5 protein-coding genes are annotated in these 6,354 nt (G+C 70.3%); 3 read left to right on the forward strand and 2 right to left on the reverse strand.

The window, feature by feature from the left end; genetic code table 11:
* The first annotated feature begins 131 nt into the window (after window positions 1-131).
* The gene (locus ACIHAR_RS14160) at window positions 132-2,147 is read left to right on the forward strand and encodes an MFS transporter (RefSeq protein WP_400019396.1); all 2,016 of its coding nucleotides are present in this window, start codon (window positions 132-134) and stop codon (window positions 2,145-2,147) included.
* Window positions 2,148-2,193: 46 nt separating this feature from the next.
* Here the strand turns inward: ACIHAR_RS14160 and ACIHAR_RS14165 are convergent, their stop codons facing one another.
* A complete protein-coding gene (locus tag ACIHAR_RS14165; RefSeq protein ID WP_400019398.1) occupies window positions 2,194-3,033 on the reverse strand; it encodes a hypothetical protein in 840 nt (279 codons plus the stop codon).
* Window positions 3,034-3,129: 96 nt separating this feature from the next.
* Here ACIHAR_RS14165 and ACIHAR_RS14170 point away from each other — a divergent pair, with 96 nt between their 5' ends.
* The gene (locus tag ACIHAR_RS14170) at window positions 3,130-3,915 is read left to right on the forward strand and encodes an SDR family oxidoreductase (protein ID WP_400019400.1); all 786 of its coding nucleotides are present in this window, start codon (window positions 3,130-3,132) and stop codon (window positions 3,913-3,915) included.
* Between the two features lie 249 nt (window positions 3,916-4,164).
* On the forward strand, window positions 4,165-5,730 hold the full coding sequence (locus ACIHAR_RS14175; protein ID WP_365471857.1) for a sodium:solute symporter family protein: 1,566 nt from the start codon (window positions 4,165-4,167) through the stop codon (window positions 5,728-5,730).
* 65 nt (window positions 5,731-5,795) lie between these two features.
* On the opposite strand, the gene ACIHAR_RS14180 is transcribed toward ACIHAR_RS14175, so the two are convergent.
* The gene (locus tag ACIHAR_RS14180) at window positions 5,796-5,999 is read right to left on the reverse strand and encodes a hypothetical protein (RefSeq protein ID WP_400019402.1); all 204 of its coding nucleotides are present in this window, start codon (window positions 5,997-5,999) and stop codon (window positions 5,796-5,798) included.
* Window positions 6,000-6,354 lie beyond the last annotated feature (355 nt).

The following is a 6,354-nucleotide window of genomic DNA, read 5'->3' on the forward strand; positions in this document are numbered from 1 at the left end:
CAGCCGCCCGGCGGGGTGCGTGCTAGCGTCACGAAACGGGACAGGTCGGCGGCCGCGACGACGCGGCCGTGAAGCGGGCGCGAACGGGACGCGGCCGAGAGCAGAAGACGGGACACGGGGAGTGCCTTCAGGTGGCCACTGCGGAGCCGACACGCGCCGACGACGCCGGTACGGGCCCGGACACCGGCCCGCGGGTACGGCTGCCCGCACCCCAGTCGGGCGACCATGACCGCGACGGGGTGGCCGACCACGACCGGGACGCCGGCACGGACGGGCGCGAGGCCGTCGGCGAGCGGCTTCCGGCGTCCTCCGAGCCCCAAGACTCTCCCGAGCCCCCGGACTCCCATGAGTCCGGCGAGGCCCGGGAGACCGGCGAGTCCCAGGAGTCTCCCGAGTCCCAGGAGTCATGGGAGCCGCGCGTGAGAGCTTTCACCGGCCGGATGGGCGGGTGGCTGCGGCGGCGTCTCGTGCTCTCCATGACGGCCCTGTCCGGCGTCCTGCACCTCATCTGGTTCTTCGCGTTCGCGAACAGCGGCGGGGACCTGGCGGCGCAGGACGCGTGGGCGGAGTTCGTCGGCCGGCACCCGGACTCCGCGTACAACCTGGCCTGGTACGGCGGTATGCACCCGGTCTCGTACAGCGTGGTGTCGCCGTACCTGATGTCCCTGCTCGGCGTCCGTACGACCATGATGATCGCCGGGACGCTCTCGGCGGGGCTGCTGACGCTGGTCCTGCTGCGCTGCAGGCCGGTGCGGGACCCGGTGTGGCCGGCGCTGGCGGGGGTCTTCGCCCTGCTGTGCAACGCGGCCTCGGGGCGGGTGACCTTCGGGCTCGGCAACATGTTCGCGCTGGCCGCGGTCGCCGTCGTGTTCTGCTGGCCGTACCGCTGGCGCTACAAGCGGTGGGCGAAGGCGCTGTGCGCGGCGCCGCTCGCCGCGCTCGCCACCATGGGGTCGCCGGTCGCGGGCCTGTTCGTGGGTCTGGTGGCCGTGGCCCTGTTCCTGCAACGGCGGCGGCCGGGCGCGTGGGCGCTGGGACTGGCCCCGAGCGCCGTCGTCGCGGTCTCCGCCTGGCTGTTCCCCTTCTCGGGCACCCAGCCGATGTCCTTCGGCTCGGCGTCCCTGCCGCTGCTGTTCTCGGTGCTCGTCTTCGCCGTCGTCCCGCGCGACTGGAAGACCGTGCGGATCACGTCGGCGGTGTACGGGCTCGCGGTGCTGCTGGTGTGGATCATCAGCTCGCAGATCGGGTCCAACATCACCCGGCTGTCCATGCTGTACGCCGGGGTGGTGCTGATGGCGGCACTGCCGTTCGCGGTGCCGCGCAGCCGCAAGTGGTACGTGATCGTCCTGTCCTCGACCCTCTTCGTCGGCTGGATCGGCTTCAAGTCGGTGGACGACGTGGTGCGTACGACGCCGACGGCGTCCTGGGCGCGCGAGCTGGCGCCGCTGGTCAACGAGTTGCAGGAGGTCGGCGCGGAGAAGGGCCGGGTGGAGGTCGTCCCGGCCCGCTCGCACCGCGAGGCCTCCGCGCTCGCGCCGTACGTCAACCTGGCCCGCGGCTGGAACCGGCAGGCCGACATGGAGCGCAATCCGCTCTTCTACGACGACACCCTCAACTCCGCGAACTACCACCAGTGGCTCCAGCGGTGGGCCGTGCACTTCGTGGTCGTGCCCAAGGGCGTCCCCGACGGGGACGGCGGGCAGCGGGAGCGGGAGCTGGTGCAGCGGGGGCTGCCGTACCTGAAGCAGATCTGGGGCGACGCCAACTGGCAGCTTTTCCGGGTCACCGACCCGGCGCCGCTCGCCGAGCCGAACGCGGTCGTGCAGCGGGCGGCGCAGGGCGAGATGACGGTCGACGTGCGCAAGGCCGGGCGGATCCTCATCCGGATCCCGTACTCGCCGTGGCTGAGCATCGTCGACGCGGAGGGCAGGAGCCTGAAGCCGCCGCAGGAGACGGAGGCCTCGAAGGAGCGGGCCGAGGGCGAGCCGAAGACGTACGAGAACGTCCACGGGTGCCTCTTCGAGACGGAGGAGGACGCGGAGGGCGACAAGTGGACCATGCTGGTCGCGCCGGAGGCGGGGACGTACCGGCTGGCGGCGCCCTATCAGCTGCCGCGCGGGACTCCGTGTCCGGACGAGTTGAAGTGATCGGCTAGGGCGGCGGGGGCGTCGGGGGCCGCGGCAGGGCGTCGGGTCAGCGGAGCCGGTCGACGTAGCGGTCCGTTCCCGGCACCGTCGGGATGAACGGGGCCACCAGCTCCGTCCGGCCCAGGCCCGAGTCCCCCACCGCCTCGCCCAGGTCCGCGAAGTGGGCCTCCCAGCACTCCCTCGGGTCGGCCTCCAGGAACCACAGCAGGGTCAGGCGGGTGTCGACGCCCTCCACCTGCTTGACGTACGTCATCCGGTCGCCGGGGAGGGGGGTCGGGCGGAAGACGGTCACCAGGGCGGCCGGGGAGGCGGCCAGGCGCCCCGGCAGGTGGCGCGTGCGCAGCCACTCCAGCAGTTCGGGACGCCCGGCGGCGGTGTCGGTGTCGATCACCTGGAGGACCAGGCCGGCATAGGGGTGGTCCAGGGCGTGGAAGTCGCGGGGGCCCGCCGCGCCGTCCCGGTAGACCGTCGTCTCGTGGTCCTGGAACGCCGTGAAGACGTGGGTGCGGTCGCGGTGGACGCGGGCGTCCCGGTTGAGGCGCTTGTTGATCGTGACCGTCCACCGCATGTGGTCGTCGTAGCGGCCCGCGGTGATCCAGTACGTGGAGAGGTAGCAGCCGGCGGTGACGGGCTGGGCGATCGCCGACTTCTCGGGGGTGCGGAGAAGCTGGAGGTCGCGGGTGGCGACCCAGCGGCGGCCCGCGTACATCCACGGCATGGCCATCGCTCCGGCGTAGTAGTGGTCGTCCTCGTACCAGCGGTTGTAGGCGTACTCGTGGCCGGGGTGCGGTTCGACCATGGTGATCAGGGCGTGACCCGGGTGGACCCCGTAGGGGCCTACGGCGGCCAGTTCGGCGTACGTCTCGCTTCGGGTGTCCTCGGGCATGGGCTTCGCCTTTCCGTGCGGTCGGCTTCCGTCCTTGTGCCTCCGCCCATACTCTGACGGGTCGTCAGGTCACGCGCCATACTCCGGGAGGCCGGGATGTCCCTGCTCAACGGCAAGACCGTCGTCGTCTCGGGAGTCGGCGCCGGGCTCGGTCACCAGGTCGCCTCGGCGGTCGTCCGGGACGGCGGGAACGCGGTGCTGGGGGCGCGGACCGTGTCTCGCCTCGCCAGGAGCGCGGCCGAGATCGATCCGGACGGGACGCACACGGCGTACCGGGCCACCGACATCACCGACGAGGAGCAGTGCGCGGCGCTGGCTGAGCTGGCGCGGGAGCGGTTCGGGGGGATCGACGCGGTCGTGCATGTCGCCGCGTGGGACTCCTGTTTCGGCGGGCTGGAGGACGCGGACTTCGCGACCTGGCAGTCGGTGATCGACGTGAATCTGCTGGGGTCGCTGCGGATGACGCGGGCCTGTCTGGGCGGGCTGCGCGCGCGGGGCGGGGCGGTCGTGTTCATCGGGACGCAGTCGGCGGTGGCAGCGCCCTCGCAGGTGCGGCAGGCCGCGTACGCGGCGTCCAAGGGGGCGTTGACCAGCGCGATGTACTCGCTGGCGCGGGAGCTAGGGCCGGACCGGATCCGGGTGAACAGCGTGCTGCCGGGGTGGATGTGGGGGCCGCCGGTGCAGGGGTACGTGCGGTTCACGGCGGCTGCGGAGGGGGTGGCGGAGGAGGTGGTGCTGGGGCGGCTGGCGGAGCGGATGGCGTTGCCGGAGCTGGCCACGGACGGGGATGTGGCGGATGCGGTGGTGTTTCTGGCATCGGATCGTGCTCGGGCGATCACGGGGCAGTCGTTGCTGGTGAATGCGGGGGAGTTGATGCGGTAGGGGGTGCCGGGTGGGGTGCGGGTGCGCTTGCGCGCCTGGGCCCGCGCCCCAGCGCCCCGGCCCACTCCGCTGGTTGAGTGGCTGATTCCGGCCAACTTCCGCGCGCGTGGGTTGTTCAGATAGGTGAACTCAAGTCAGCTCGGAGAACTTTTTTACGTGCTCTTGACCTTACGCTTCCTTGCCGTGGGCATGCCACCGAACTCAGAGTTCACATGCCTGACCCTGGCGGCGAACCCTGGAAGGGGGCACATGAACGGTCTCGACTGGGCCGTGCTCATCGGCTACTTCGGCGTGATGGTCGCCATCGGCGTCTGGTCCCACAAACGGGTCGACAACGTCAGCGACTTCTTCACCGCCGGCGGCAAGATGCCCTGGTGGCTGTCCGGCATCTCGCACCACATGTCGGGCTACAGCGCGGTGATGTTCACCGGGTACGCCGGCATCGCCTACACGTATGGCGTCACGTCCTTCATCACCTGGTCCTTCCCCATCGCCCTCGGCATCGCCATTGGGTCCAAGCTGTTCGCGCCCCGCATCAACCGGCTCCGGTCACGTCTCCATGTCGCTTCCCCGCTGGAGTACCTGAAGAACCGGTACGACCTGAAGACGCAGCAGGCGCTGGCCTGGTCCGGAATGCTGCTGAAGATCGTGGACGTGGGTGCCAAGTGGGCGGCCATCGCCACGCTGTTGTCCGTGTTCACCGGCATCTCCCTGAACCAGGGCATCCTCATCACCGGCACGATCACCGCGGTCTACTGCACGATCGGCGGTCTGTGGGCCGATGCGCTGACGGAGTTGGGGCAGTTCGTCATCCAACTCCTGGCGGGCGTCGCGATGTTCGTCGCCGTGCTGATGGAGCTCGGGGACAAGGGCCTCGGGCCGGTCAGCGCGTGGGACGAACCGGCGCTCCAAGGGCACGGGAAGCCGCTGGTCGGCGACTACGGCGTGGTGTTCCTGCTGGCGTTCCTGTTCATCAAGCTCTTCGAGTACAACGGCGGCATGCTCAACCAGGCCCAGCGGTACATGGCCACGCCCAACGCCAAGGAGGCCGAGCGGTCGGCGCGGCTGTCGGCGGTGCTGTGGCTGGTGTGGCCGCTGGTGCTGTTCTTCCCCATGTGGATGTCGCCGCTGCTGGTCGAGTCGCAGAAGCCGGACGGGTCGGACTCGTACGCGCTGATGACCGAACAGCTGTTGCCGCACGGTCTGCTGGGGCTCGTCATCGTCGGGTTCTTCTCCCACACGATGGCCATGTGCTCGTCGGACGCGAACGCCATCGCCGCCGTCTTCACCCGGGACTGCGCGCCGGTGGTGTGGCGCAGGGCGCGGGTCTGGAGCGAGGGGCAGGGGCTGCGCGTGGCCCGGATCGCGACCGTCGTCTTCCTCGGGCTGTCCATGGCGGCGGCCACCCAGGTCAACTCGCCCGCGTTCAAGGACATCATCACCGTGGTGATCAAGTGGGTGGCCGGGCTGATGGGTCCGATGGCCATCCCGATGATGCTCGGTCTGCTGCGGCCGTTCCGCCGGTCCGGGCCGACGGCCGCGCTGGTCAGCTGGTCGATGGGCCTGCTCGCCTTCTGGCTGGTCAACTACCCGATCAACTGGAACGTCGAGGGCGGGGTGCCGTTGCAGTACCAGGTGTCCGTGCCGCTGGCGGTGTCGCTGGTGCTGTACGTCCTGGTCGGTTTCCTGAAGCCCGAGGACACTCCGGAGCGGCTCGCGATCATCGAACGGATCAACTCGGACGGGGACTCGTCGGGCGCGGCGGCCACCGTACCCCGGTCGAGGGACGCGGTGCCCGCGCCCGTGAAGGACTAGGGCACCAGGGCACCCGGACCGGGCCGGATGAGGAGCGGGGTTGTGACACCCCGCTCCTCGTGCGCTCAGTCGGCGCCTGCGTCCGGAGGCTGGGTCACCCGCCGGACTCGGAGGCAGCCGAGGGCGATGAAGCCGGTACCGACGGCGGCGAGTTCGGGGATGCCGGGGTGAGCGTGGAGAGCGGTCGCGAGGCCGACGGCGACTGTGACCTCTCGGACGGTCGGTGTCCGCCACTCGATTACCAGGCCGCTCCGGTTCCGTGTTGTCATCGAAGGGTCTCTCCTTTGGTCGCTTGCAGGCACTGGGGGGTGAGGCACTTGGGGAGTCGCCTGCCGGGGCGACTCCCCTCCGCCGTTCACGGTGTGTCGAGCAGTGGTGACCGTAGGCATGCGATCCGCGGAATTTCAAAGAAGATCAGGGCAGTTGTGACGATGGACACAACATGCCGGTATAGGGCGGATGCACGTAAAAGACGGGCCCCCTGCCGCCGTGGGGGCGGGGGCCTCTTGGGGCCCGTGTGCGCGGGGGGCTAGATGATCTATTCCAAGGGGTCAGTGATCGTAGGCGGTCAGTGAGCGGGGGGTCGGTTGTCCGGTCTGGTCGTTGTGCCAGATGGCGGCGGTC

The organism is Streptomyces sp. NPDC052016, from assembly GCF_044548445.1.
In the GTDB taxonomy this organism is placed as follows: domain Bacteria; phylum Actinomycetota; class Actinomycetes; order Streptomycetales; family Streptomycetaceae; genus Streptomyces.

What these genes read in the sequence shown, in the direction of transcription:
- ACIHAR_RS14165 (WP_400019398.1), bottom strand. Translation starts at nt 3,033, where the DNA reads ATGCCCGAGGACACCCGAAGCGAGACGTACGCCGAACTGGCCGCCGTA.
- ACIHAR_RS14170 (WP_400019400.1), top strand. Translation starts at nt 3,130, where the DNA reads ATGTCCCTGCTCAACGGCAAGACCGTCGTCGTCTCGGGAGTCGGCGCC.
- ACIHAR_RS14175 (WP_365471857.1), top strand. Translation starts at nt 4,165, where the DNA reads ATGAACGGTCTCGACTGGGCCGTGCTCATCGGCTACTTCGGCGTGATG.
- ACIHAR_RS14180 (WP_400019402.1), bottom strand. Translation starts at nt 5,999, where the DNA reads ATGACAACACGGAACCGGAGCGGCCTGGTAATCGAGTGGCGGACACCG.